This is a genomic window from Streptomyces sp. NPDC031100, assembly GCF_055570785.1.
In genome coordinates this window covers 432,056-455,010 of the sequence record NZ_JBVIGN010000004.1, presented here as the reverse complement: position 1 = coordinate 455,010, position 22,955 = coordinate 432,056, and the positions used below count along the sequence as shown (strand labels likewise).

Sequence of the window (22,955 nt, the reverse complement as noted above, 5' to 3'; positions counted from 1 at the left end):
GTGCAATTGCACAGCCATGTGCAATGTACGTCGTTGCACAGCACTGTGCAAGTTGGTGGAAGGCGTGCAGAATGACTGCCATGACCACGGGTAACACCAGCCGCGCCGACGCCAACCGGCGCCGCATCCTCGACGTCGCCCTCGCCGAGCTGCTGCGCGACCCCGACGCCTCCATGGACCAGATCGCGCGCGCCGCAGGGGTCGTACGACGGACCGTGTACGGGCATTTCCCGAGCCGGGAGGCGCTGATCAGCACGCTGGTCGACGGGGCGGTGGAGGCGCTGGCGGATGCGGACGCGGGGGCCGGGGACGAGGTGGCGGACCCGGCGGAGGCCGTGGCGCGGTCGGTGCTCGCCATCTGGGAGATCGCCGACCGGTACCGGCTGCTGGTCGCTCTGGCCCAGCGCACGGTCACCGTGCAGGGCATCCGCGAGCGCCTCGCACCCCTGCGCGAGAACAAGGTGCGGCTGCTCCAACGCGGCCTGGACGAGGGCGTCTTCAGCTCCCCGCTGCCCGCGCCGGCTCTCGCGTACGTGCACGAGCAGATGCTGTTCGCGGTGATGGAGGCGGTGAACGACGGCCTGGTGACAGCGGAAGAGGCGGGCCGCTCGGCCACGGTCACGGTGCTGACCGCAGCGGGCGTACCCGCCTCCGCGGCCACCGAGCTGGTGGCCAGGGTGAGTGAAAAGCCGGGCGGCTGAGTCAACGGGGGAGACCCAGCCGCCCGGCGGCGGTGACCGGACGCCCGGCCCGGGTTCAGGCGGGGCCGGACGTCCGGAGCTTTTCGACGGATCAGGCCTTGGCCAGCTCCTCTTCCCCGGGCGCGGGAACTTCCGTGGCCGCCGCCTGCGTCTCGTCCAGCAGCGTCGTCTCGTCGAACGGCAGCTCGCCGGCGAGGACCTGCCGGACCCGCCCCTTGTCGATCTCCTTCGTCCAGGTGCCGACCAGGACGGTCGCGACCGCGTTGCCCGCGAAGTTGGTCAACGCACGCGCCTCGCTCATGAAGCGGTCGATGCCGACGATCAGGCCGACGCCGTCGACCAGCGCGGGCTTGTGCGACTGCAGGCCACCGGCCAGCGTGGCCAGACCGGCGCCGCTGACGCCCGCCGCGCCCTTGGAGGCCAGCAGCAGGAAGAGCAGCAGCGGGATCTGCTCGCCGACCGACATCGGCGTACCCAGGGCGTCCGCGATGTACAGCGACGCCATGGTCATGTAGATCATCGTGCCGTCGAGGTTGAAGGAGTAGCCGGTCGGCACGGTGATGCCGACGACCGGCTTGCTGACGCCCAGGTGCTCCATCTTCGCGATCAGCCGCGGCAGCGCGGACTCGGAGGAGGAGGTCGACAGGATCAGCAGGAACTCGCGGGCGAGGTACTTGAACAGCGAGAAGACGTTCAGGCCCGCGACGATCCGCAGCAGCGTGCCGAGCACGATGAAGACGAACAGGAAGCAGGTGACGTAGAAGCCGAGCATCAGCTTGGCGAGGCTCTCCAGCGCGTCCAGACCGGCCGAGCCGGTGACGGCGGCGATGGCGCCGAAGGCGCCGATCGGAGCGGCCCACATCACCATGGCGAGGATGCGGAAGACGAGCCGCTGGATGTGCTCGATGCCGCGCAGCACCGGCTGCCCGACCGGCCCCATGGCCTGCAGCGCGAACCCGGCGAGCAGCGCGACCAGCAGGGTCTGCAGCACCTGGCCCTCGGTGAACGCGGACACGAAGGTCGTCGGGATGATCGACAGGACGAACTCGACCGGCGGCAGCGCGTCGGGAGACACCTGATCGTGCCCGCTCGCCTTGATGGCGTTGGTGATGTGCAGCCCGTCACCGGGGTGCAGGACGTTGCCGACGACGAGGCCGATGGTGAGCGCGACGAGCGACATCACGAGGAAGTAGCCGAGCGCGATACCGCCGACGGCACCGACCTTCGCGGCCTTCCGTACGGACCCGATCCCGAGCACGATCGTGCAGAAGATGATCGGCGAGATCATCATCTTGATCAGGTTCACAAAGCCGGTGCCCAGCGGCTTCAGCTCGACTCCGGCATCGGGCCAGATGAGCCCCACGGCGATACCGAGCGCGACCGCCACGATGACGGCTATGTACAGGTAGTGGGTCCGGTCCCGCTTCACGCGGGGTGCGGCAGGTGCCGTATCGGGGGAACTGGCGGCCACGGCTGCCCTCCTTGACGTCTTCGTCGGCATCACCGGCGTGCGGCTCACGTCCGGGGGTTGTGGGGGATGCCGTGACTATCTCCCGGCCTGTGAGGGCGGTCACCCTTCCGTTCATTTAGTTCATGCTTAACCCGAGAGGCACACTGCTGACATGCGCTTCCCGTCCCTCCCCCGCCCCCGCAGCCTGGCCGGCCAGCTCTTCGCCATGCAGGCCGTGCTGATCGCGGTGGTCGTGGCCGGGTACGCGCTGTTCACCTACGTCAGCGACACACGGCAGGCCGAGGACGCGGCGGCCCGCCACGCCACGGCGGTGGCCCGCTCGATCGCCGACTCCCCCTCCGTCCGCACCGCGATCCACACCCCCGATCCGACCAAGGACCTGCAGCCCTACGCGATGCAGGTCATGCGGGACGCGAACGTCGACTTCGTGACGATCATGAACCCGTCCGGCATCCGCTGGACCCACCCCGACGAGAAGCAGATCGGCAAGCACTTCCTCGGCCGCATCGGGCCCGCCCAGCACGGCCGCACCTTCACCGAGACCTACACCGGCACGCTCGGCCCGTCCGTCCGCGCCGTCACCCCGGTGGAGGAGAGCGGCCGGGTCGTCGGCCTGGTCAGCGCCGGCATCAAGGTCGAGGCGATCAGCCAGCGGGTCCGGGGCCAGGTCACGGCCCTGCTCGGGGTGGCGGGCAGCGCGCTGCTGCTGGGCGCGGTCGGCACGTACGTGGTCAACGCCCGCCTCCGCCGCCACACCCACGGCATGAACGCCACCGAGCTGAGCCGGATGCACGACTACCACCAGGCGGCCCTGCACGCGGTCCGCGAGGGGCTGCTGATGCTGGACGGGCAGTACAGGGTGGCACTGATCAACGACGGCGGCCGCGAACTGCTCGGGGTGGGCGACGAGGAGGACGTCATCGGCAGGTCGGTGGCGGACCTCGGCCTGCCGGCACCGCTGACCGGGGCGCTGCTGGCGTCGGAGCCGCGCGTGGACGAGGTGCACCTGACGGCGTCCCGGGTGCTGGTGGTGAACACCTCACCGGTGTCCGGGGGCGAACGCCGGGGCACGGTGGCGACCCTGCGCGATGTGACCGAACTCCAGTCCCTGATGGGCGAGTTGGACTCCGAGCGCGGGTTCACCCAGGCCCTGCGCTCCCAGGCGCACGAGGCGGCGAACCGCCTCCACACGGTGGTCTCGCTGATCGAGCTGGGCCGGGCGCAGGAGGCGGTGGACTTCGCGACCGCGGAACTGGAGCTGGCCCAGGCCCTCACCGACCAGGTGGTGGCGGCGGTGAGCGAGCCGGTGCTGGCCGCCCTGCTGCTGGGCAAGACGGCACAGGCGAACGAGCGGGGCGTGGAGCTGGTGGTGTCGGCGGACAGCCGGCTGGACGACGGCCTGCTCCCGCCCGAGCTGTCCGCACGGGACCTGGTGACGGTCCTCGGCAACCTGATCGACAACGCGGTGGACGCGGCGCAGGGCAGCACGGGAGCGCGGGTGACCGTGACGGCGTACGCCTCGGACGCCGAACTGGTACTCCGCGTCTCCGACACGGGCCCTGGTGTCGACCCCGCCCATGCCGACCTGGTATTCCAACGGGGGTTCTCGACGAAACCGGCCGGACCCGGCGGGCGGGGCCTGGGCCTGGCCCTGGTCCGGCAGGCGGTCGCCCGGCTCGGCGGGACGTTGACAGTGGCGGAGGCCGAGGAGGGCGGAGCGGTGTTCGAGGTGCGGTTGCCGTTGCGCACATCGGTGGGTGGCGGCTGATGACGGGTTCGGTTTCGCAACCCATTCGGGTCCTCGTCGTCGAGGACGATCCGGTGGCTGCGGACGCGCATGTGATGTACGTGGACCGGGTGCCGGGGTTCGTGGCGGTGGGGAAGGCGCATACGGGGGCGGAGGCACGGCGGATCCTGGACCGCACGCCGGTGGACCTGCTGCTCCTGGACCTGCACCTGCCTGACGTGCACGGGCTGCAGTTCGCTCGGTCACTGCGGGCGGCGGGGTATCACGCGGACGTGATAGCGGTGACGTCGGCACGGGACCTGGCGGTGGTGCGGGAGGGTGTCTCGCTGGGGGTCGTGCAGTACGTGCTCAAGCCGTTCACTTTCGCCACGCTGCGGGACCGGCTGATCCGGTACGCCGAGTTCCACGCGGCCGTGGGCGAGGCGAGCGGACAGGACGAGGTGGACCGGGCGCTGGCGGTGCTCCGGGCACCCTCGCCCGCGGCGCTTCCGAAAGGGTTGAGCGCACCTACTCTGGACCGGGTCACCGGGGCGCTTCGAGAGGTGTCGGAAGGTCTTACGGCGGCGGGCGTTGCCGAGGCGGTCGGGATCTCGCGGATCACTGCTCGGCGGTATCTGGAGCACCTGGTGGAGGCGGGGCGGGCTGCGCGGAAGCCGGTGTACGGGCAGGTGGGGCGGCCGGAGTTGGTATATCGGTGGGTTTCGCAGGGGCGGTGAGCGCTTCGGACAGGGTGCGTGCTTCGGCGGCTTCGGAGGGGGCCCCGGCTCGGGTGAAGGCGTCGGCGGCGTTGAGCAGGCAGGTACGGGCACCGGCATGGTCATGCGCGATCTGGCGGGCGTACGACATGTTTCGAAGGGTCTGGCCCATTCTGTACCAGTCCTCGTACGCCTCGTGAATCTCAAGGGCCTTGGCATACGCCTCGATCGCCTCGCCTGTCCGGCCTTGCTTCCGCAGGGCGGCGCCCAGGTTGTGCCACGCTCCGGCCTCATACCGGCGGTACCCGACTGCCTGGGACAGGTCACGGGCGCGCGTGTACGCCTCGATCGCCTCCTCCACCCGGCCCGCATCTCTCAGGGCGATGCCCAGGTGGTTCCACGCCGTGGCCTCGTACTTGCGGTCCCCGACGGCTTGGAACAGGCGGTAGGCGCGGGTGTGTGCCTCGATCGCCTCGTCCACCTGCCCGACCTTGTTCAGGGCAAGGCCGAGGTTGTTCCATGCCATGGCCTCGCCCAGACGGTCTTCGACGGTCCGAAAGACCTCGCGGGCGCGGACGTGCGCCTCGATCGCCTCCTCCACCCGGCCCACCACCTGCAACGCGTTACCGAGGTTGTTCCAGGCACCGGCCTCGGCGTGGAGATCTCGCATGTGGTGTGCGGCTTCCTGGGCGGCTCGCGTCGTAGCGATCTTGTCATCGAAGTACCGCCTCCAGTCGCAATACTCGGCGAGACACTCGGCCAGCACGACTGCCAGCTCCGCATACGGCTCCTCCGCGCCCCACAGGACCGCCGCCACCAGCCCCGGTCGCTCCCCGTCCAGCCACGCCAGTGCCTGCGCCGTGTTCGCGAACCGCTCGGGCTCCGGCGTTCCCGCCGTCCACCGCAGGCGCGAGTCGGCCGCCTCCGCCGACCGTGCATAGAACGCCATCACCCGCAGCCGGGCCGTCACCCCCTCCTTCCGCAGCCCCGCCTCTCCCTCCACCACGCCCAGCCCGAACGCACGCACAAGGTCGTGCATCCGCCACCTGCCACGCCCGCTCCCCCGATGCACCAGGTGCGCGCGGGCCAACGCCGCCAAGTCCCGCAGGGGAGGTGCTTCCGCCCCGACCAGTACAGCGGCCACTTCCTCACTCACCTCGGGTCCCGGCGCGAGTGCGAGCAACCTCAGGAGACGGGCCTGCTCCGTCGGCAGCCGACGGTAGGAGAGGCCGAAGGTGGCACGGACGCTGCGGTCACCGTCGTCGAGGGGAGCGAGACGGTCGTACGACGTGGCCAGCTCGTCGGCGAGTTCCGCGACCGACCGGCCCGGATCCTCGGCCAGCAGCGCGGCCGCAATCTGCAGAGCCAGCGGCAGGTGCCCACAAAGATCGGCCAGGCGCGCCGCCGCCTCGGACTCGTCGCGCACCCGGTTGTCCTCGGGGTCGGCGATTCTCAGCGCGCGGTCGAGCAGTGAGTACGACTCCCGATGCGTGAGCTGCTCCAACGGTACGAGCCGCGCGCCCAGTTGGGGCAGCCTGCCCCGGGAAGTCACCAGCACTTTGTGTCGCTTGCCGCCCGGCAGCAGTGGCCGTACCTGATCGGGTGAGGATGCGTTGTCAGCGAGGATCAGCAGGGCGTCCCTCTCGGCGAGCAGCGAGCGAAAGAGCGCCGCCCGCTCGTCCGCCGGTGCCGGAATGTACTCGGGTTCGACGCCCAGCGCCCGCAGCACCGCCTCGAGGGCCTGGTCGGCGGCGACCGGAACGTCGTCGTACCCGTGCAGATCCACCACGAGCACACCCCCCGGAAACCAGCCGTCCTCCCTGGCCGCGTACGCCGCCTCAACAGCCAGCGCCGTCTTTCCGACGCCGCCCAACCCGGACACGGCGGTGACGAGCACTGCCTGCGGCCCTTCGGCACCGGCGGCCGGGTTCAGCGCATCCCGCAACCGGCGCAACTCCCGGTCCCGACCGGTGAATCCTGTCGCCCTGGGAGGCAACGCATCCAGAGCCGTGGGCGCCGGCGCCTGCTGCCGGTACTCCGCCTTCCCGATGACCGGACCCCTGAACTCCGCACCCTGGAAGTCGATGTGATCGCTCACCCCGCGTTGCCCCCCACGCCGAACGGCACGGCGTACTGAACGATGTACGCCCCCAGCCCGACCACCGAGGCCGCCTCCGGCACGGACAGCACCACCAGCCCCGCCGAGACGTCATCCCCCACCCAGTACACGACGAGCGCGCTCAACGGCACGACGCAGAAGGCCAGCAGGTCCACGACACACTGCGCGACCTTCCGCGAGCCCCGTCGCGCATCCCCTCGGTGGGCGACCTCCCACCGGAAGACCTCAGCCCCCTCCACCTGCACCATCTCGGCGAGCCGAGGCCCCAACTCCCCCCGCACATACGCCCCGATGGCCGAGATCTTCTGGTCATTGACGAGATACGTCCATCCGAGCACCACACACACCGGCGGCAGCGCCAGCAGCATCGCCGTCTGCTTGGCCTGGGCGGCGGCGGCGATCACGGCAGCCACCACGGTCAAGGTCACGTACAGCAGATTGTCCCTGAACCCGATCCGCGTCTTCTGCTCGTCCTTGATCGCCTGGTACTCGGTGAGCAGCAACTGACCCACCGTTACGTCCCGTTCCGCCACGCGCACCCCTTCCCCCGGCAGTACCTTAAGAGTGTGCCGCAGACGAAGCCGACTGTTCTGATCCTGACCGCACTCGCGCTGGAGTACGCGGAGGTGCGGGCGTACCTCGAGGAGCGGGAGGAACGGGCCCACCCCGACAACGGGACCATCGTGGAGGTGGGCCGCCTGCGGGGAACGTCCTGGCAGGTGGCCGCCGCCGAGCTGGGCGAGGGCGCCCGGAACACCGCGGCCCTCACCTCGTCCCTCATCGGCTGGCTACACCCCCAGGCCGTCCTCTTCGTCGGGGTGGCAGGCGGCCTCAAGGAGGACATCGGGCTCGGCGACGTCGTGGTGGGCACGAAGGTGTACGGCATCCACGGCGGCAAGGTCACGCCCGAGGGTCTCCAGGTACGTCCCGAGGCGTGGTCCGGCTCCAACGCGCTGGTGCAGGCGGCGCGTTCCGCGGTGCGGGACATGCCGGAGGTACGGGCTCACTTCAAGCCGATCGCGACGGGGGACGTGGTCCTGGCCGACGCCGGGTCCGAGCTCGCCCGGCATGTCCGCGAGCACTACAACGACGCGGCAGCGTTCGAGATGGAGGGCTCGGGGGCGGCTCACGCGGCGCATCTGGAGGGGCGGGACGCTCTCGTCATCCGGGGGATCAGCGACCACGCGAACGTCGAGAAGTCCGTGGCCGACGCCGGGGGTTCTCAGCAGCTGGCGGCTGCGCGGGCGGCGTCCGTTGCGGTGGCGGTGCTGCACAAGTACCGCCCGAGGAGCGGGGGTTCCGGCGACTCCGAGGAGGGTCCCCAAGGACGGTACGGGGGCGACCACATCGACTTCCGAGGCGGGACCTTTTACGGGCCCGTCATCGGGAAGCAGGTCGGAGGCCGATGAGGGCGCGATCCACGGCCCGGTACCGCACGCAAGCGCGTCTCTCCCGCCCCGGCCCATCGGCTTCACCGGCCGGGAGGAGGATCTGCGCCGCCTGCTCCCCTGCCTGACTCCCACCCAGGGCGACACCGCACCACCACCCGTCCTCATCTCGGCCGTCACCGGCATGGGCGGCATCGGCAAGACCGCGCTGGCACTGGAGGCGGCACATCGCGCCTGCGAGAAGGGCTGGTTCCCGGGCGGGACACTGTTCGTGGATCTGCGCGGGTACGACGACTATCCGGTCACAGTGGACCAGGCGGTCCTGGCCCTGCTCGACGCGCTCGATGTGCAGGGCGAGGACCTGCCGTCCACGCCTGCCCGCCAGTACGACGCCTACCGCAGGGTTCTGGCCGATCGGCGGGACCGCATGTTGCTGATCCTGGACAACGCGTCGGACGCCTCCCAGTTCGTTCCTCTCCTGCCCGGCACGGATCACCACCGTGTTCTGGTCACGTCCCGGGACCGACCTGACGCCCTGCCCGTCCGGCGCATAGACCTCGAAGTGCTGCGTCCGACCGACTCCGTGCAGCTGCTGACCCGGGCGCTGATCGGCACCGACGAACGCGATGCAAGGCCGGAGCAGGAGCCGGAAGCGATGCAGGAACTCGCGGCGCTGTGTGGCCACTTGCCGCTGGCCCTGCAGATCGCAGCCGCAATGATCCGGCGCCGCCACCGGGACATCGCATCGCTGGTGGCGGAGATCAGGAATGCCGGGGACCCTGCTCGCGTACTCGACAGGGGGCGTCCGGGAGCAGACCTTTACGGCCGCTCGCTCGTACTGCGGCCCGTCCTGGAGACTTCGTACCGTCGGCTGCGCCCCGATCAGGCTCGACTGTTGCGACTGCTCGCCCTCGCCCCGGGCGAGGACACCGGCACGGAAGCCGTCGCCGCCTTGGCCGATCTCGACGAGGACACCGCCCTGTGCCTGTTGGAAGACCTGGCTGCCACCTGTCTCGTTGCCCCGGTGTCGGAAGGTGCCGCGGTCCGATGGCGGCTGCACGACCTGGTGCGGGCCTTCGGCGTGGGGATCGTGGCGGCGGATGCCGGCCTTCGGGAGGAGGGGGAGACCGCCCGGGAGCGACTGCTGGCCTTCTACCACCGGTGGACGGAAGCTGCCGACGACCGATTGTCATGGCGGCCGGGAATGCCCGAGCCAGAGCGGTTCGGGGACCAGACACAGGCACTGGCCTGGCTGGACGAGGAGCGGGCAGGACTGGTGGGCGCGGCACAGTGGGCGAGGGATGACCGTCACGCGGACCAGGCCGTGGGGCTGGCTCTGTGCCTCGGGTCGTACTTCGAATGGCGGCGGTACGTCGACGAGTGGATCACCGTGGCACGGGCCGCGCTGGGGGCAGCGCGGCGCACCAAGAACCTCCGCAACGAGGCCAGCGCCTGCAACGCCCTCGGCAACGCACTGCGGTGTGCGGGACGTGAGGAGGAGGCGATCGACTACCTTGTCTCGTCCTGTGACTTGTGGCGGGGGTTGCAGGTCCGTGAAGGCGAGTGCAGCGCGCTGAACAACCTCGGTATAGCGCTGCGGATCGCGGGGCGCGTAGAGGAGGCGATCACCACTCACACCCGCGACCGTGAACTCTGCGAAGCCGCAGGAGACACACACGGCGAGGCCACTGCGTTGACCATGCTCGGCACAGCTCTGGAGGTGACGGGCCGGGTGAGCGAGGCGGTCGATGCCCTCACCCGAGCCTGTGGCCTCTTCAGGGACTCCGGGGACGGGCAGAGCGAGGGCGGCGCCTTGCACAACCTCGGCAACGGGTTGTCGAGGCAGGGCCGGCAGGCCGAGGCGATCGATGCGTACGAGAGGGCCCTGGCGCTGCACACGAAGTTCGGGAACTGGTACCGATCCGGTCAGACCCTCACAAGCCTCGCCATGGAACACGCAGGAGCTCGAGCCCGCGTCTACTGGCGCCAAGCCGCCGAAGCCTTCACCCGAGCCAACGCCCCCACCGAAGCCGCCGAAGCCCAATCCCGCGCAGACTCATTGACCTGACTAGACCACTCCTCTTACGTTCACACGGCAGCCATCTCCACGCCACGCCACAACACTGTGCGCCCGCAGGAGGTCATGCCCGTGCGCCCCACCGCCACCGCCCTCGTAGCACTCACCCTCGCCGCAGCCACCCTCACCGCCTGCGGCAACGGCTCCGGCAGCAGCCCCAACACCCTCAAGGTCTCCTTCAAGCAGTCCACGGACAACTCCATCAAGGTGATGGACACCTACCTCGCCGAGATGAAGAAGGCGTTCGAGAGGAAGTACCCCGGCAAGAAGGTGGAACTCGTCCCCATCAAGGCCCCGGACTCGGAGTACTACACCAAGCTCCAGCAGATGCTCCGCTCCCCCAGGACCGCCCCGGACCTGGTCTACGAGGACACCTTCCTCATCAACTCGGACATCACCAGCGGGTACTTGAAGCCCTTAGACCCGTATCTCGCCAAGTGGCCGGACTGGCAGCAGTTCATCGACACCGCCAAGAACGCAGCGAAGGGCGCGGACGGGAAGACGTACGGCGTCCCCGACGGGACCGACACCCGAGGCCTCTGGTTCGACAGGCGGGTCTTCCGGAAAGCCGGCCTTCCTACCGACTGGCAGCCCAGGACGTGGGACGACGTCCTGTCCGCCGCCCGCACCATCAAGCAGAAGGTCCCCGGCGTCACCCCCGTCAACATCTACACCGGCAAACCCGTCGGCGAAGCCGCCACCATGCAGACCTTCGAGATGCTGCTGTACGGCACCAATGACGGGAAGACGGACCCGCTGTACGACAGCGGGAGCAAGAAGTGGATCGCCGGGAGCCGGGGGTTCAAGGACTCGCTGAAGTTCGTCGAGACCGTCTACAAGGAGAAGCTCGGCCCGGACGTCTCCGACGCCCTCGACCCCAACTTCGGCACCGCCGTCCGCGGCGAACTCCTCCCCCGGGGCAAGCTCGGCATCGCCCTCGACGGCTCCTGGCTGCCGCAGGACTGGCTGCCGGGCAGCGGGCACGAATGGAAGGACTGGTCCCAGCAGCTCGGGCTCGCCTACATGCCCACGGAAGCCGGCCAGGCCCCGGGCAAGGTCAGCATGTCCGGCGGCTGGACCTGGTCCATCCCCGCGAAGTCCGCCCACCCGGACCTCGCCTTCGACTTCATCAAGACCATGCAGACGAAGGACAACGCCCGGAAGTGGTACATCGCCAACTCCGGGATCGCGGTGCGGAAGGACGTGGCGAGCGACCCGGCGTACGCCGACGCCCAGCCCGGCATCAAGTTCTTCACCGACCTCGTCGCCAGCACCCACTACCGGCCCGCCTACCCCGCGTACCCGAAGGTGTCGACCGCCATCCAGGAGGCCATGGAGGGCGTCACGACCGGGGACCAGTCCGTCGAGAAGGCCGCGAGCGGCTACGACAGCGCCCTCGAGGACGTCACCGGCAACCAAGTGATCCAGAAGTGAGGCTTCATCGGCGGATCACCCGCGCCCTCCCCCTCACCCCCGCCCTGATCCTCCTGCTCCTCTTCCTCGCCGGCCCCATCGCCTACTGCGTCTACATCGCCTTCACCGACCTCCAGCTCACCGGCCAGGCCCACTCCTCCTTCGTCGGCTTCGCCAACTTCCGCAGGGCCTTCCAGGACGACGCGTTCCTCAACGCCGTAGGGCTGACACTGGTGTTCACGGTGCTGTCCTCGCTCGTCGGGCAGAACACCCTGGGGCTGGCCCTCGCCGCGCTGATGAAGCGTGCGTCACAGCCCGTGCGGACCATCACCGGCGCAGTCGTCATCACCGCCTGGGTGCTGCCGGAGGTCGTAGCGGGATTCCTGCTCTACGCCTTCTTCCGGCGCGAAGGCACCCTGAACGCCATCCTGCAGCAGCTTCATCTGCCCGCCCAGAACTGGCTGTTCACCCTCCCCATCCTCGCCGTCTCCTTCGCCAATGTCTGGCGCGGTACGGCGTTCTCGATGCTCGTCTACTCCGCCGCGCTCGACGGGATACCGAGCGAGATCACGGAGGCGGCGGAAGTGGACGGAGCGGGCGGGTGGCGGCGGATGTGGCACATCACGCTGCCGATGATCCGGCGTTCCATCGGCACCAATCTCATGCTCAACACCCTGCAGACACTCTCCGTGTTCGGGCTGATCTGGGTGATGACCAGGGGCGGGCCGGGGGACAAGAGCCAGACCCTGCCGCTGTTCATGTACGAACAAGCCTTCCAGAACAGCATGATCGGGTACGGCACCGCCGTCGCCCTGCTCCTGCTGCTCGTGGGCTCGGTGTTCTCCGTCGGCTATCTGCGTCTGCTGCGGACGGAGGTCTGATGCCCCGTAGGCGCGCCTCCCGGCGGCTCGCCGCCGACGTCTCGCTCCTGGCCGTGGCCCTCGCCTTCGCGCTGCCCCTCGCCTGGGTGCTGCTGTCCTCCGTGGACCCGCATGCCGACTTGAGGGTCAAGGTGCCCGACGGGCTCACGCTCGGCAACTTCGACGCGATCCTGACCCCGGACATCACCTACACCCCGCTGCTCAACAGCCTGGTCCTGTGCGGCGGAGCCACCGCGCTGACCGTCGTCTGCGCGGCCCTCGCCGCCTATCCGCTGTCCCGGTTCCGGTCCCGGCTGAACCGGCCGTTCCTGCTGACGATCCTGTTCGCGACGAGCCTGCCGATCACCGCGATCATGGTGCCGGTGTACGCGCTGTTCGTGCGGGTGAATCTGATCGACACCCTGCAGGGCACGGTCTTCTTCTTCGCCGCCTCCCAACTCCCGTTCGCCATCTGGCTGATGAAGAACTTCATGGACGGCGTGCCGAAGGAGCTGGAGGAGGCCGCCTGGACGGACGGGGCGTCGTCGCTGCAGTCACTCGTCCGGATCGTGCTGCCGCTGATGGGGCCGGGCCTCGCCGTCGTCACGGTCTTCTCGTTCGTGATGATGTGGGGAAACTTCTTCGTCCCCTTCATGCTCCTGCTCAGCCCGGACCGGATGCCGGCCTCCGTCAGCATCAACGACTTCTTCGGCAACCGGGGAATGGTGGCGTACGGGCAGCTGGCCGCGTTCTCCCTGATCTACTCGACACCGGTGATCCTTTTGTATGTGCTCGTGGCGCGGCGCCTGGGTGGTGGGTTCGCACTCGGTGGCGCGGTCAAGGGATAGCGGGCAGGGGTGATGTGCCCGTTACCTACCGAACGGCCGGAACGTACCGAACGGCCGGAACCGTACGTTCCTACAATTAGTGATCCTGTCGGAACGGCCCGTAGTCAACCCACGGGTAGCTCCCTACCTTGTGCTGAGTGCGCCATCCCTCAGCCCAACCGAACCCCTCGGCTCCCCCGTTCAACGCCCCGGCCGCCCGCAGGCTCCGTGCCGCCCTCGGCATGGGGCCTGAGCACGTCGCCTACGGGATGCGTGCGTCGTACGGGATGCCCTACGTCACCCCTGACCTCGTGACCGCCTGGGAGCGCGGCACCGCCTCGCCCAGCAACCCCGAGCTCACCGCGCTCGCGGGCGTGCTGTGGTGTTCCCCGGGCGAGCTCATCGGCCGGCCGCGGACCCTGCGCGAGCATCGCGTCGCGCGCGGGATCGCGCCCGAGGACGTCGCCCGCGCCGTCGGCCTGGACCTGTCCGGGTATCTGCGGATGGAGGAGAGCGGGACGTGGCACGGCAACGAGCGCCAGTCGGCCGCCCTCGCAGAGGTGCTCCAGCTCGCCCTGCCCGACTTCGTGACCGTGACGGGCCGCGAGAAGAAGCTCGCCGACTTGCTGTACAGCGCGGTGACCACCCGCTGGCAGGCCTACGTGCGCCCGGTGACGAAGGTCGCTCCCCTGGACCGGGCGGTCCTGGAGGAGGTGCTGCAGGAGCTGCACGAGGACTACCAGGGGCACATGGCCGCCACCCTCAGCTGGGGTGGCGGCAGCCGCGAGGCCAGTGAGTCCGGCCGGGACTTCCTCGACCGGATCGTGGAGAACTTCTGGACCTCGGTCGAGAACAGGAACGGCTAGTCGGCAGCAGGAGCGGCTAGTCGGCAGAGGAGCGGCTAGAAGACCGACTCCGCCTCGTCCATCCGGTCCTTCGGTACCGTCTTCAGCTCGGTGACCGCCTCCGCGAGCGGCACCATCCGGACGTCGGTGCCGCGCAGCGCGGTCATCTTGCCGAAGTCGCCGCGGTGCGCGGCCTCGACGGCGTGCCAGCCGAAGCGGGTGGCGAGGACGCGGTCGTACGCGGTCGGGACGCCGCCGCGCTGGACGTGGCCGAGGATGACCGGCTTCGCCTCCTTGCCGAGGCGGCGCTCCAGCTCGTAGGCGAGCGCGGTGCCGATGCCCTGGAAGCGCTCGTGGCCGTACTGGTCGATCTCGCCCTTGCCGTAGTCCATGGTGCCCTCGACGGGGTGGGCGCCCTCGGCGACGCAGACGACCGCGAACTTCTTGCCGCGGGAGAACCGCTCCTCGACCATCTTGACCAGGTCGGCGGGGTCGAAGGGGCGCTCGGGCAGGCAGATGCCGTGGGCGCCGGCGGCCATGCCGGACTCCAGGGCGATCCAGCCGGCGTGCCGGCCCATGACCTCGACGACCATCACGCGCTGGTGGGACTCGGCCGTGGTCTTCAGGCGGTCCATGGCCTCCGTGGCCACGCCGACCGCCGTGTCGAAGCCGAAGGTGCGGTCGGTGGAGGAGATGTCGTTGTCGATCGTCTTGGGGACTCCTACGACCGGCAGGCCGGCGTCGGAGAGCATGCGGGCCGCGGTCAGGGTGCCCTCGCCGCCGATCGGGATCAGCGCGTCGATGCCGAACTCCTCGACCATGTCGGTGGCCCGCTCGCAGGCCTCGCGCAGCCGGTCGCGCTCCAGGCGGGAGGAGCCGAGGATGGTGCCGCCGCGGGCCAGGATGCCGCTGACCCCGTCCAGGTCGAGGGTGCGGTAGTGACGGTCGAGCAGACCCCGGTAGCCGTCCTCGAAGCCGATGACCTCGTCGCCGTACTGCGCCACCGCTCGGTGCACGACCGACCGGATCACGGCGTTCAGGCCGGGGCAGTCGCCGCCTGCGGTGAGAACTCCGATGCGCATCGTGCTGTGTCTCCTGCTCGCTGTCGGTACCGGTGAGCCAGTGCCGATTCTTTCACGTCCGCCGGAGCGGTGAAGTCTTGACGGGCGCCTTATCCTGCACCAGGGGTATTGTCAAGAGGGTTCTGCTCACCTTGGTGGGCGATTTTTATGCCGCAGACGAGACATCACTGCCGAGGCAGAGGCAGCCGAGGCGGAGGAAACGGAGTGCACACGTGACGCGCAGCGTGTACGTGACCGGGATCGACCGCGGCGACGGCCGCCAGGTCGTCGAGCTGGGAGTCATGGAGCTCCTGACCCGGCAGGTCGACCGGGTGGGGGTGTTCCGTCCGCTCGTGCACGACCGTCCCGATCGGATGTTCGAGCTGCTGCGGTCGCGCTACCGCCTCTCCCAGGACCCGGCGACCGTCTACGGCATGGACTACCACGAGGCGTCCGCGCTCCAGGCCGAGCAGGGCACGGACGAGCTGGTCTCCACGCTGGTCGACCGCTTCCACCTGGTGGCCCGGGACTACGACGTCGTCCTCGTCCTCGGCACCGACTTCGCCGACACCCAGCTGCCGGACGAACTGTCCCTGAACGCCCGCCTCGCCAACGAGTTCGGCGCGTCCGTGATCCCCGTGGTCGGCGGCCGCAGGCAGACGGCCGAGTCGGTGCTGGCCGAGACGCGCAACGCCTTCCGGGCGTACGACGGCCTCGGCTGCGACGTGCTGGCCATGGTCACCAACCGGGTGGCGCGCGAGGACCGCGACGAGATCGCCGAGCGGCTCGCGGACCGCCTGCCGGTGCCCTGCTACGTGGTGCCCGACGAGCCCGCGCTGGCCGCGCCGACGGTCGCACAGATCGCCCGGACGCTCGACGCCAAGGTGCTGCTCGGCGACGACTCCGGGCTCGCCCGGGACGCGCTGGGCTTCGTCTTCGGCGGGGCGATGCTGCCGAACTTCCTGGGCGCCCTGACCCCGGGCTGCCTGGTCGTGACCCCGGGCGACCGCGCCGACCTGGTCGTCGGCGCGCTGGCCGCGCACAGCGCCGGCACCCCGCCGATAGCCGGTGTGCTGCTGACCCTGAACGAGGTGCCGAGCGAGGAGATCCTCACGCTGGCCGCCCGTCTCGCCCCGGGCACCCCGGTGATCTCGGTCTCCGGCACCAGCTTCCCCACCGCCGAGCAGCTCTTCTCCCTGGAGGGCAAGCTGACCGCGGCCACCCCGCGCAAGGCGGAGACCGCGCTCGGCCTGTTCGAGCGGTACGCCGACACCACCGACCTGGCCCGCCGGGTCTCGGCGCCGAGCGGCGACCGGGTCACCCCGATGATGTTCGAGCACAAGCTGCTGGAGCAGGCCCGCTCGGACAAGCGGAGAGTCGTTCTCCCGGAGGGCACCGAGGAGCGGGTGCTGCACGCGGCCGAGGTGCTGCTGCGCCGCGGGGTGTGCGACCTGACCCTGCTCGGCCCGGTCGAGCAGATCCGCAAGAAGGCCGCCGACCTGGGCATCGACCTCGGCGACAGCCAGCTGATCGACCCGGCGACCAGCGAGCTGCGCGACGCCTTCGCCGAGCAGTACGCCCGGCTGCGCGCCCACAAGGGCGTGACGGTGGAGCTGGCCTACGACGTCGTCTCGGACGTGAACTACTTCGGCACCCTGATGGTCCAGAGGGGCCTGGCCGACGGCATGGTGTCGGGCTCGGTGCACTCGACGGCGGCCACCATCCGGCCCGCCTTCGAGATCATCAAGACCAAGCCGGACTCCTCGATCGTCTCCTCGGTCTTCTTCATGTGCCTGGCCGACAAGGTGCTGGTCTACGGGGACTGCGCGGTCAACCCGGACCCGAACGCCGAGCAGCTGGCGGACATCGCCATCCAGTCGGCGGGTACGGCGGCGCAGTTCGGCGTGGAGCCGCGGATCGCGATGCTGTCGTACTCCACGGGTACGTCGGGTTCGGGCGCCGACGTCGACAAGGTGCGCGAGGCGACCGAGCTGGCGCGCTCGCGGCGGCCGGACCTGAAGGTGGAGGGGCCGATCCAGTACGACGCGGCCGTGGAGCCCTCGGTGGCCGCCACCAAGCTTCCCGAGTCCGAGGTCGCCGGGCAGGCGAGCGTGCTGATCTTCCCCGACCTGAACACCGGCAACAACACCTACAAGGCCGTGCAGCGCTCGGCCGGCGCGATCGCCGTCGGCCCGGTCCTGCAGGGCCTGCGCAAGCCGGTCAACGACCTGTCCCGGGGCGCGCTCGTCCAGGACATCGTCACCACCGTCGCCATCACGGCGATCCAGGCCCAGCACCTCAACGAGAAGGCGTCCCAGCAGTGACCTCCCCCACCCGTGTCCTCGTCCTCAACTCCGGCTCCTCGTCGGTGAAGTACCAGCTGCTGGACATGCGGGACAGCAGCCGGCTGGCGGTGGGTCTGGTCGAGCGCATCGGCGAGCAGACCTCCCGGCTCCGGCACACCTGCCTCACCACGGGCGACACCCGCGAGCACAGCGGGCCGATCGCCGATCACGACGCGGCCCTCAAGGCGGTCGCCGAGGAGCTGACCCGGGACGGCCTGGGCCTGGACTCGCCTCGGCTGGCCGCGATCGGGCACCGGGTGGTGCACGGCGGCATGTTCTTCACCGAGCCCACCGTGATCGACGACGAGGTGCTCGCCGAGATCGAGCGCCTGATCCCCGTCGCGCCGCTGCACAACCCGGCCAACCTCACGGGTATCCGCACCGCGCAGGCGCTGCGCCCCGACCTGCCGCAGGTCGCGGTGTTCGACACGGCGTTCCACACGACGATGCCGGAGTCCGCGGCCCGCTACGCGATCGACCCGAAGATCGCGGACCGGCACCGGATCCGCCGCTACGGCTTCCACGGCACCTCGCACGCCTACGTCTCCCGCGAGACCGCGCGCCTGCTGGGCAAGGACCCCTCCGAGGTGAACGTGATCGTGCTGCACCTGGGCAACGGCGCCTCGGCGTCGGCGGTGGAGAAGGGCCGGTGCGTGGACACCTCCATGGGGCTGACCCCACTGGAGGGTCTCGTGATGGGTACGCGCTCGGGCGATCTGGATCCCGCCGTCATCTTCCATTTGGAGCGTGTTGGTGGAATGTCCATGGACGAGATCGACACTCTTCTCAACAAGAGGAGCGGCCTGTTCGGTCTGTGCGGGGACAATGACATGCGCGAGATCCGCCGCCGGATCGACGAGGGCGACGAAGAGGCCGCGCTCGCCTTCGACATTTACATTCACCGGCTCAAGAAGTACATCGGCGCCTATTTCGCGGTGCTCGGCCGGGTGGACGCGGTCGCGTTCACGGCCGGGGTCGGTGAGAACGCGGCGCCGGTGCGGGAGGCTGCGATCGCGGGCCTGGAGGGCCTGGGCCTGGTGGCCGACCCCGAGCTGAACGCCGTGCGCAGCGGTGAGCCGCGGCTGATCTCGCCGGAGTCCGCGCGGGTCGCGGTCGCCGTGGTGCCGACCGACGAGGAACTGGAGATCGCCACACAGACGTATGCGCTGGTCGGAAAGTAACAATATGCGGCTCCGCCACCGGCAGCTGAGCAATACACCGGAGTAACACGCCTGAGCGCAGGTCCGCCCATTTGTATCTTCCGCCAGACGGAATATTCCGCAGCGAAACAAACCGATAGGATCGCCCCATGCGCCGTTCGAAAATCGTCTGTACTCTCGGCCCCGCGGTCGACACCCACGAGATGCTCGTCGCCATGATCGAGGCGGGCATGAACGTGGCCCGTTTCAACTTCAGCCACGGCACCCACGCCGAGCACCAGACGCGGTACGACCGCGTCCGGGCCGCGTCCAAGGAGACCGGCCGTGCCATCGGTGTCCTCGCCGACCTCCAGGGCCCGAAGATCCGCCTGGAGACCTTCGCCGAGGGTCCGGTCGAACTCGAACGCGGTGACGAGTTCGTCATCACCACCGAGGACGTACCGGGTGACAAGCAGATCTGCGGTACGACGTACAAGGGGCTGCCGGGCGACGTCTCGCGCGGCGACCAGGTCCTGATCAACGACGGCAACGTCGAGCTGAAGGTCCTGGACGTCGAGGGCCCGCGGGTGAAGACGATCGTCATCGAGGGCGGTGTCGTCTCCGACCACAAGGGCATCAACCTGCCCGGCGCGGCGGTCAACGTCCCGGCGCTGTCCGAGAAGGACATCGAGGACCTGCGTTTCGCCCTCCGCATGGGCTGCGACATGGTCGCCCTGTCCTTCGTCCGCGACGCCAAGGACGTGCAGGACGTCCACCGCGTGATGGACGAGGAGGGCCGCCGGGTCCCGGTGATCGCCAAGGTCGAGAAGCCGCAGGCGGTCGAGAACATGGAGGAAGTCGTCGCGGCGTTCGACGCCGTCATGGTGGCCCGCGGTGACCTCGCCGTCGAGTACCCGCTGGAGAAGGTCCCGATGGTGCAGAAGCGCCTGGTGGAGATGTGCCGGCGCAATGCCAAGCCGGTGATCGTGGCGACCCAGATGATGGAGTCGATGATCACCAACTCCCGGCCGACCCGCGCCGAGGCCTCCGACGTGGCCAACGCGATCCTGGACGGCGCGGACGCGGTCATGCTGTCGGCGGAGTCCTCGGTGGGCGCCTACCCGGTCGAGACGGTCAAGACGATGTCGAAGATCGTCGCCGCTGCCGAGCAGGAGCTCCTCTCCAAGGGCCTGCAGCCCCTGGTCCCCGGCAAGAAGCCGCGCACCCAGGGCGGTTCGGTCGCCCGCGCGGCCTGCGAGATCGCCGACTTCCTCGGCGGCCGGGGCCTGATCGCCTTCACCCAGTCCGGTGACACCGCCCGGCGCCTGTCCCGCTACCGCGCGTCCCAGCCGATCCTCGCCTTCACCACCGACGAGGGCACCCGCAACCAGCTGACCCTCAGCTGGGGCGTGGAGCCCCACGTCGTCCCCTTCGTCAACAGCACCGACGAGATGGTGGACATGGTCGACCAGGAGCTGGCCAACCTGGGCCGCTTCAACCCCGGCGACACGGTCGTCATCACCGCCGGCTCGCCTCCCGGGGTCCCCGGCACGACCAACATGGTCCGCGTCCACCACCTGGGCGGCGAGAGCAAGTAACGCTCCCCGCAAGGACCTTGTACGACACCGAGGGCGCCCCCTGTGGCAGGGGGCGCCCTCGGTCCGCGTGGGGGCCGGTCGGCCCTGCGGCGCTGGCCTCACCCGGTCGGCGGCGCTCCCACCGTCTCCCGCAGCCACGCGTTGCCACCCAGCTCCGGATGGGCGGCGGTGATCAGCCGTACGGCCTCGGCCTTCGCCCGCTCGGCGAGCCCACGCAGCTCCTCCCAGGTCAGCTCGGCCGTGGCCGGCGGCCACTCCGTCGTGAGGGTGACGGTCGTCGCCTCGCGGCGGAAGGAGTAGACGTGCTGGGTGAGGGAGGCCTCGACCGCGACGTCACCACGGGCCTCCAGCTCTCGCACCGCGTGGTCCAGCAGCAAGGCGATGTCGACCACGGGCTCTCCCAGCAGCCGCACGCCGAGGTCCACGCCGTGGACGACGAGCCGCAGGTCGGCCTTGAAGTACCGCAGGCAGAAGTCCGAGGCCGTCAGGTCCGGGTCCTGCGGCCGCCAGTCCCGTGACCAGGATTCGTCGTCAGCGCGCGGCTCGAAAAAGAAGTCGATCATCTGTCCAGCCTGGCCCGCGTTGCCGGATGTGGACCCGGCGGGGCACGGTCCTTCGCGGGCTCCCGGAAAGGTTCGTCGAGACCTTCGCGCCCGCGCGCGAAAGCGGTAAAGGGTCGTCAAAAGTGTGGCCCGGCCCTCCACAACTGGAGGGCCGGGCCAGGGTGTTGCGGCTCCCGAACGGGCTTGTGAGGCAGGTCAGTCGGTGGTGTAAACCTGCATGCCGGGCACGTGCAGGGTGCCGCCGAACTGGGCCGCCTGGGTCACCTTCACGTTGGTGAAGTGGATCCACGGGATGTTGAGCGGGGGCGGGCTGTCCGGGCTGAACGTCACCGGGATCAGGCCGAGCAGGTTGCCGGAGATGCTCTCGGTGTACATCACGGTGTCGCCGTCGGTGATGGTCGACTCCGAGCCCTTGGCCGCCTGGACGTGGTAGGTCTTGCCCGACTGCTTGTCCTTCACCGTCTGGTGCAGGTCACCGATCTTGGTCCCGCCGGAGATGACGTACTTCAGCACCTTCTTCTTGGTGCCGCTCGCCGTCTTCACCTCGACGATGCCCTGGTAGTCGGCACCGTTGAGCGTCAGGTAGCTGGCGTTCAGGTACCAGGGGTCGTCCGCCACCAGCACCTTGTTGTCGACACCGCCGACGTCGTCGGTCGCCTTCGCGCAGTCGTCCGCCGACGTCGTGGAGCTCGCGGAGGGGCTGGGCGTGGCCGACTGGGCCGCCTCCTCGGCCGCCTGGGTGGTGTCCCCGGCCGTCTTGGAGACCGTGCCGGTGGTGTCCTTCACCGTGTCCGTGACCGTCTTGGTGGCCTTGTCCGCGGTGTCCTTGACGGTGTCGGCGGCGCTGCCCTTGTCGGAGGAGCCCGAGGAACCGGACGAGGACGACGTGGCCGGCGAGGACGACGCGGACGCGGACGGCGTCGGGCTCGCGGACGTGCCGGAGTCCTTCTTGCCGCCGGTGAGGATGTCACCGATCGTGTCGCCGATGGTGTCCAGCAGGCCGCCACCGCTGCTCTGGGACGCCGAGGGCGTCGGCGTGGCCGTGTCGCCGCCGGAGCCGGACGAGCCGGAACCACCCGAGGAACCCGAGGAACCCGACGATCCCGAGGTCGCCGTCGGCTTGGGCGTGGCGGCCGTGTCGCCGGAACCCGAATCCGACGACGGGGTCGTGCCGGAGTCCTTGGACGTGTCCTTGCCGTCGGCGGACGCCGAGGGGGTCGGCGTGGCCGTGCCGGTGGACTCGCTCGCGGACGGCGACGGCGAGGCCGAGGGATTCTTCGCGTCCTCCAGCGCCTTGACGCAGTCCTTGTACTCCGCGGCCTTCTGGCTGTTGGACGTCGACGTGCTGTCGGCGATGGCGAGCGTCGACGTGAAGCCCATGCCCATGATGACGGCCGTCGGCATCGCCACAGACGCTATGGCCTTGCCTGCCGGCATGTGGAACCTGGTGAACAGCGGCTTCTTGGGGGCCGCATGGCGGGGCCCGGTTCTCGCACGGGACCCGTCCACATCGGTCCCGTGGGTCACCTCGTCAGCCGGCACTGTGCCTCCCGTTCGCCTCGTTGGCCGGGCTCGTTCCTGACAGGTCGTACGACTCGCTCACCCCGTCCGCGGCAGCCTGGTCGGGCAGCGGTGCGGCCTCGGGGGCGACACCCGCGCCCGGGGCGACCTCAGCCGGCGGCTCCGGCTGCGGAGCCACGCCCGGCGCCCACGCGATGGCCATCGCACCGCCGACGAGTGCGAGCAGGAAGCCGACGACGAAGCCGCCCAGGTTGGCAACAGGGAGGGACACCAGCCCCAGCAGGATCGACGCGACGCCCGCGAAGACCCGTACGTGCTTCTGGAACCAGAGGCTGACGCCCAGGACGACAAGCAGCACGCCGATGATCAGGGACCCGGCTCCCGCAGTGGTCGACATCGCAAGCGACAGATGACCGAGCTTGATGTGGTAGTACGGGAAGTACATGATCGGAAAGCCGCCGAGCATGACGATCAGGCCGGCCCAGAACGGGCGGGCGCCCCGCCAGGCGCGGAACTGCAACCTCCGGCGGGTGAACTGGCCGGGTGCGGCAGGAGTCTCGGCGCTCATGGAAAGCTCCCTGGTGC

The 22,955-nt window shown here is 69.7% G+C and carries 19 protein-coding genes; 12 read left to right on the top strand and 7 right to left on the bottom strand.

Annotation, left to right across the window (positions count from 1 at the left end; all coding sequences use genetic code 11):
- Positions 1 to 71: 71 nt before the first annotated feature.
- Positions 72 to 701, top strand: coding sequence for a TetR/AcrR family transcriptional regulator (locus tag ACZ5DS_RS13970; protein ID WP_468237373.1), 630 nt, complete (start codon positions 72 to 74; stop codon positions 699 to 701).
- A 91-nt stretch (positions 702 to 792) separates the two neighbouring features.
- Here the strand turns inward: ACZ5DS_RS13970 and ACZ5DS_RS13965 are convergent, their stop codons facing one another.
- Positions 793 to 2,202, bottom strand: a complete 1,410-nt coding sequence (locus tag ACZ5DS_RS13965; RefSeq protein WP_468238219.1) for a cation:dicarboxylate symporter family transporter — start codon at positions 2,200 to 2,202, stop codon at positions 793 to 795.
- A 121-nt stretch (positions 2,203 to 2,323) separates the two neighbouring features.
- On the opposite strand from ACZ5DS_RS13965, the gene ACZ5DS_RS13960 reads away from it, so the two are divergent.
- Positions 2,324 to 3,940, top strand: coding sequence for an ATP-binding protein (locus ACZ5DS_RS13960; protein WP_468237370.1), 1,617 nt, complete (start codon positions 2,324 to 2,326; stop codon positions 3,938 to 3,940).
- Entirely contained in the window at positions 3,940 to 4,635 is a 696-nt protein-coding gene (locus ACZ5DS_RS13955; RefSeq protein ID WP_468237367.1) for a response regulator, read from the top strand. Before ACZ5DS_RS13960 ends, ACZ5DS_RS13955 begins: the two co-directional genes overlap by 1 nt.
- Here ACZ5DS_RS13955 and ACZ5DS_RS13950 read toward each other — a convergent pair.
- Positions 4,517 to 6,712 carry a tetratricopeptide repeat protein gene (locus tag ACZ5DS_RS13950; protein ID WP_468237365.1) on the bottom strand — a complete coding sequence of 732 codons (2,196 nt, stop codon included), beginning with the start codon at positions 6,710 to 6,712 and terminating at the stop codon, positions 4,517 to 4,519. The two genes, ACZ5DS_RS13955 and ACZ5DS_RS13950, sit on opposite strands and share 119 nt — an antisense overlap.
- A complete protein-coding gene (locus ACZ5DS_RS13945) occupies positions 6,709 to 7,266 on the bottom strand; it encodes a hypothetical protein (RefSeq protein WP_468237363.1) in 558 nt (185 codons plus the stop codon). The genes ACZ5DS_RS13950 and ACZ5DS_RS13945 overlap by 4 nt, the downstream gene beginning before the upstream one ends.
- A 33-nt stretch (positions 7,267 to 7,299) precedes the next feature.
- Here ACZ5DS_RS13945 and ACZ5DS_RS13940 point away from each other — a divergent pair, with 33 nt between their 5' ends.
- The 6 genes from ACZ5DS_RS13940 (at position 7,300) to ACZ5DS_RS13915 (ending at position 14,164) form a co-directional block, all read left to right on the top strand.
- Positions 7,300 to 8,142 carry a 5'-methylthioadenosine/S-adenosylhomocysteine nucleosidase gene (locus ACZ5DS_RS13940; protein WP_468237361.1) on the top strand — a complete coding sequence of 281 codons (843 nt, stop codon included), beginning with the start codon at positions 7,300 to 7,302 and terminating at the stop codon, positions 8,140 to 8,142.
- Positions 8,143 to 8,305: 163 nt separating this feature from the next.
- Complete coding sequence (locus tag ACZ5DS_RS13935; RefSeq protein WP_468237359.1) at positions 8,306 to 10,189, top strand: tetratricopeptide repeat protein; 1,884 nt, start codon at positions 8,306 to 8,308, stop codon at positions 10,187 to 10,189.
- 75 nt (positions 10,190 to 10,264) lie between these two features.
- Positions 10,265 to 11,632, top strand: coding sequence for an extracellular solute-binding protein (locus tag ACZ5DS_RS13930; RefSeq protein ID WP_468237356.1), 1,368 nt, complete (start codon positions 10,265 to 10,267; stop codon positions 11,630 to 11,632).
- Entirely contained in the window at positions 11,629 to 12,492 is an 864-nt protein-coding gene (locus ACZ5DS_RS13925; RefSeq protein ID WP_468237353.1) for a carbohydrate ABC transporter permease, read from the top strand. The genes ACZ5DS_RS13930 and ACZ5DS_RS13925 overlap by 4 nt, the downstream gene beginning before the upstream one ends.
- Complete coding sequence (locus ACZ5DS_RS13920) at positions 12,492 to 13,319, top strand: carbohydrate ABC transporter permease (protein ID WP_468237351.1); 828 nt, start codon at positions 12,492 to 12,494, stop codon at positions 13,317 to 13,319. Before ACZ5DS_RS13925 ends, ACZ5DS_RS13920 begins: the two co-directional genes overlap by 1 nt.
- A 137-nt stretch (positions 13,320 to 13,456) precedes the next feature.
- Positions 13,457 to 14,164 carry a helix-turn-helix domain-containing protein gene (locus ACZ5DS_RS13915; RefSeq protein ID WP_468237348.1) on the top strand — a complete coding sequence of 236 codons (708 nt, stop codon included), beginning with the start codon at positions 13,457 to 13,459 and terminating at the stop codon, positions 14,162 to 14,164.
- Between the two features lie 35 nt (positions 14,165 to 14,199).
- Here ACZ5DS_RS13915 and ACZ5DS_RS13910 read toward each other — a convergent pair whose 3' ends face one another.
- Positions 14,200 to 15,225, bottom strand: coding sequence for an ATP-dependent 6-phosphofructokinase (locus ACZ5DS_RS13910; protein ID WP_468237345.1), 1,026 nt, complete (start codon positions 15,223 to 15,225; stop codon positions 14,200 to 14,202).
- Positions 15,226 to 15,437: 212 nt separating this feature from the next.
- On the opposite strand from ACZ5DS_RS13910, the gene pta reads away from it, so the two are divergent.
- From pta to pyk, 3 genes are all read left to right on the top strand, one after another.
- Positions 15,438 to 17,528 (top strand): phosphate acetyltransferase, encoded by a 2,091-nt coding sequence (pta, locus tag ACZ5DS_RS13905; RefSeq protein WP_468237343.1) that lies wholly within the window; start codon positions 15,438 to 15,440, stop codon positions 17,526 to 17,528.
- The gene (locus tag ACZ5DS_RS13900; protein WP_468237340.1) at positions 17,525 to 18,730 is read left to right on the top strand and encodes an acetate kinase; all 1,206 of its coding nucleotides are present in this window, start codon (positions 17,525 to 17,527) and stop codon (positions 18,728 to 18,730) included. Before pta ends, ACZ5DS_RS13900 begins: the two co-directional genes overlap by 4 nt.
- Before the next feature lie 128 nt (positions 18,731 to 18,858).
- On the top strand, positions 18,859 to 20,286 hold the full coding sequence (pyk, locus tag ACZ5DS_RS13895; protein WP_468237338.1) for a pyruvate kinase: 1,428 nt from the start codon (positions 18,859 to 18,861) through the stop codon (positions 20,284 to 20,286).
- A 98-nt stretch (positions 20,287 to 20,384) separates the two neighbouring features.
- Here the strand turns inward: pyk and ACZ5DS_RS13890 are convergent, their stop codons facing one another.
- From ACZ5DS_RS13890 to ACZ5DS_RS13880, 3 genes are all read right to left on the bottom strand, one after another.
- Entirely contained in the window at positions 20,385 to 20,849 is a 465-nt protein-coding gene (locus ACZ5DS_RS13890) for a hypothetical protein (RefSeq protein ID WP_468237335.1), read from the bottom strand.
- A gap of 195 nt (positions 20,850 to 21,044) precedes the next feature.
- Positions 21,045 to 22,391 (bottom strand): hypothetical protein, encoded by a 1,347-nt coding sequence (locus ACZ5DS_RS13885; RefSeq protein ID WP_468237333.1) that lies wholly within the window; start codon positions 22,389 to 22,391, stop codon positions 21,045 to 21,047.
- Positions 22,381 to 22,938, bottom strand: a complete 558-nt coding sequence (locus ACZ5DS_RS13880) for a DUF6114 domain-containing protein (RefSeq protein ID WP_468237331.1) — start codon at positions 22,936 to 22,938, stop codon at positions 22,381 to 22,383. The genes ACZ5DS_RS13885 and ACZ5DS_RS13880 overlap by 11 nt, the downstream gene beginning before the upstream one ends.
- Positions 22,939 to 22,955: the final 17 nt, after the last annotated feature.

Bases quoted from the DNA above. Each gene is read 5' to 3' on its own strand.
- ACZ5DS_RS13970 (WP_468237373.1), top strand. From the start codon at position 72: ATGACTGCCATGACCACGGGTAACACCAGCCGCGCCGACGCCAACCGG.
- ACZ5DS_RS13965 (WP_468238219.1), bottom strand. From the start codon at position 2,202: ATGCCGACGAAGACGTCAAGGAGGGCAGCCGTGGCCGCCAGTTCCCCC.
- ACZ5DS_RS13960 (WP_468237370.1), top strand. From the start codon at position 2,324: ATGCGCTTCCCGTCCCTCCCCCGCCCCCGCAGCCTGGCCGGCCAGCTC.
- ACZ5DS_RS13955 (WP_468237367.1), top strand. From the start codon at position 3,940: ATGACGGGTTCGGTTTCGCAACCCATTCGGGTCCTCGTCGTCGAGGAC.
- ACZ5DS_RS13935 (WP_468237359.1), top strand. From the start codon at position 8,306: ATGGGCGGCATCGGCAAGACCGCGCTGGCACTGGAGGCGGCACATCGC.
- ACZ5DS_RS13930 (WP_468237356.1), top strand. From the start codon at position 10,265: ATGCCCGTGCGCCCCACCGCCACCGCCCTCGTAGCACTCACCCTCGCC.
- ACZ5DS_RS13920 (WP_468237351.1), top strand. From the start codon at position 12,492: ATGCCCCGTAGGCGCGCCTCCCGGCGGCTCGCCGCCGACGTCTCGCTC.
- ACZ5DS_RS13910 (WP_468237345.1), bottom strand. From the start codon at position 15,225: ATGCGCATCGGAGTTCTCACCGCAGGCGGCGACTGCCCCGGCCTGAAC.
- pyk (WP_468237338.1), top strand. From the start codon at position 18,859: ATGCGCCGTTCGAAAATCGTCTGTACTCTCGGCCCCGCGGTCGACACC.
- ACZ5DS_RS13890 (WP_468237335.1), bottom strand. From the start codon at position 20,849: ATGATCGACTTCTTTTTCGAGCCGCGCGCTGACGACGAATCCTGGTCA.
- ACZ5DS_RS13880 (WP_468237331.1), bottom strand. From the start codon at position 22,938: ATGAGCGCCGAGACTCCTGCCGCACCCGGCCAGTTCACCCGCCGGAGG.